Annotated in this window: 2 protein-coding genes and 1 pseudogene; all 3 read left to right on the top strand. The window is 73.5% G+C overall.

Annotated features, from left to right (window positions below; all coding sequences use genetic code 11):
• Window positions 1-180 (top strand): annotated as a pseudogene (locus tag JNW87_RS38375) (hypothetical protein); the annotation flags it as partial.
• 38 nt (window positions 181-218) lie between these two features.
• Window positions 219-779: a hypothetical protein gene (locus JNW87_RS38370; RefSeq protein WP_109801116.1), complete on the top strand. Its 561-nt coding sequence runs from the start codon at window positions 219-221 to the stop codon at window positions 777-779.
• A gap of 70 nt (window positions 780-849) precedes the next feature.
• The coding region (locus JNW87_RS38365; RefSeq protein ID WP_375373611.1) for a WXG100 family type VII secretion target at window positions 850-1733 on the top strand (884 nt) is incomplete at its 3' end.

Genomic DNA, 1733 nt, shown 5'->3' with positions numbered 1-1733 from the left:
AGGTCAGCCGCCGGCTACCCGCCCGCGGGCAACGGCCAGCCGGCGGGCTTCGGCCCACCGCCCGGGCCGGGGTCGCCGCACCCGTACCAGCCCCGGCCGGTGAGCCAGCCGACGGCGCCGCACCCGTACCCGCCGGACACCGGGCCGGTTCCACCGCCCACCGGCCCTGAGCAGGGCTGACGCCGGGCACCACGAGCACCGCCAGGGGGAGGACAGGTATGAGCTGGGACATCAGCCACAACGTCAGCAAGGATCCGGACCGGGTCGAGCAGCGGTTCGACGTCCCGATGCCGCTCAATCCCGGCATGCCGTTGGTCGGTGACCTGCGGGGCGTCAACTTCGACCGGGTCGGGGTCGACCAGGCGCAGACGCCGAGCAAGCTGGTCGCCGGCGACGGCGAGCGGGGCGTGGAGACCGAGTGGGACGCCGGCAGCCTCGACTCGGCCGTGACCTGGCTGGAGAGCCACGCCAGCTACGTGCACCGGCTCTCCTACGACATGTCCGCGATCAAGGACGAGCTCGCCCCGAACGAGTGGGCGGAGCCGGGCCAGGGCGCGCTGGGCGGGTTCCCGAACGCCCAGGAACTCACCCGGAACCACGACGCCCTCTTCTCGTCCACCCAGCAGGGCCTGCGCACGCTGTCCGACGGGCTCTGGGCCGCCGCCGAGGCGTTGCGCGAGGTCAAGCGGAAGTACGAGGACGCCGAGCACGCCAACGCCATGTCGGCGCAGGAGATGCAGCAGGCGTTCAACGATGCCGCCAGCGGCGGCAACGGCTAGACGGGGAGCGGGAGATGGCCGACTGGGAGCAGATGGCCCGCGAGGTGCTCGTGGCGGGCGGCCGGACAAGGTGGAGAGCGCGGCGCTCGGCTGGAAGGAGCTGCTCAAGAACATCGGGCAGGTCCAGGAGAGCCTCCAGCAGAACGTCAAGGACCTCGGCGTGGTCTGGAAGGGGCCGGCCTACGAGGCGTTCAAGTCGCACGTCGAGGCGCTGGCCAAGCAGGCCGGCGGCCTGGTCGACGCGGCCGAGAAGCCGGGCCGGGACCGGGTCAGCATCGTCACCAACCTGGAGACCGCCGCCCGACAGCTCCAGGCGGCCCAGGACAGCATGCCCATCCCGTCCGCCTGCGTCGGAGACGTGCTGGCGGCCCGCAACGGCGAGGTCGTGATCGGCGCGGGGCTCTTCGAGACCCGGGTCAAGGCGGACCTGATGGGCAGCTGGCCGATGGAGAAGATCGGTGAGCTGGGCGACTGGGTGTCCGGCTGGTTCTCCGATCAGGAGGGCGACGCCCGCAAGGTCTACAACGAGGTCAACGGCAACTACCAGGATCGCGTCCTGGAGTCGCCGAGCGGCGGTCCGAGCGGCAGCGTCACCAATCCGCGCCCGGACATCCCGAACCTGGGCAACGGCCCCGGCACCGGCGGTGGCGGCGGCCTGCCGGGGATCGGCGGGGCGCCCTCGGCGGGTGGCCTGGGCGGCGGCCCGTCGGCTTCCGCGGGCAAGATGCCCGACCTGGGCTCGGGCGGCCCGAACATCGGGTCGAGCGCGCACCCCGACCTCTCCTCCGGCGGCGGCTACACCCCGTCGACCGGCACCGGCTACACCCCCTCCACCGGATACCCGTCCACGGGCACCGGCGACTACGGCACCGGGCTGGCCGGCGCGGGCACCGCGACCGCACCGGGGCTCGGCTCGGGCGGCGGGCTGCCCGGCAGCACCGGGCTCGGCGGCAG

Origin of the sequence: Micromonospora sp. ATA51, from assembly GCF_016802855.1 — a bacterium.
Classification (GTDB): Bacteria; Actinomycetota; Actinomycetes; order Mycobacteriales; family Micromonosporaceae; genus Micromonospora; species Micromonospora sicca.
This window is presented reverse-complemented; position numbering and strand designations above follow the sequence as displayed.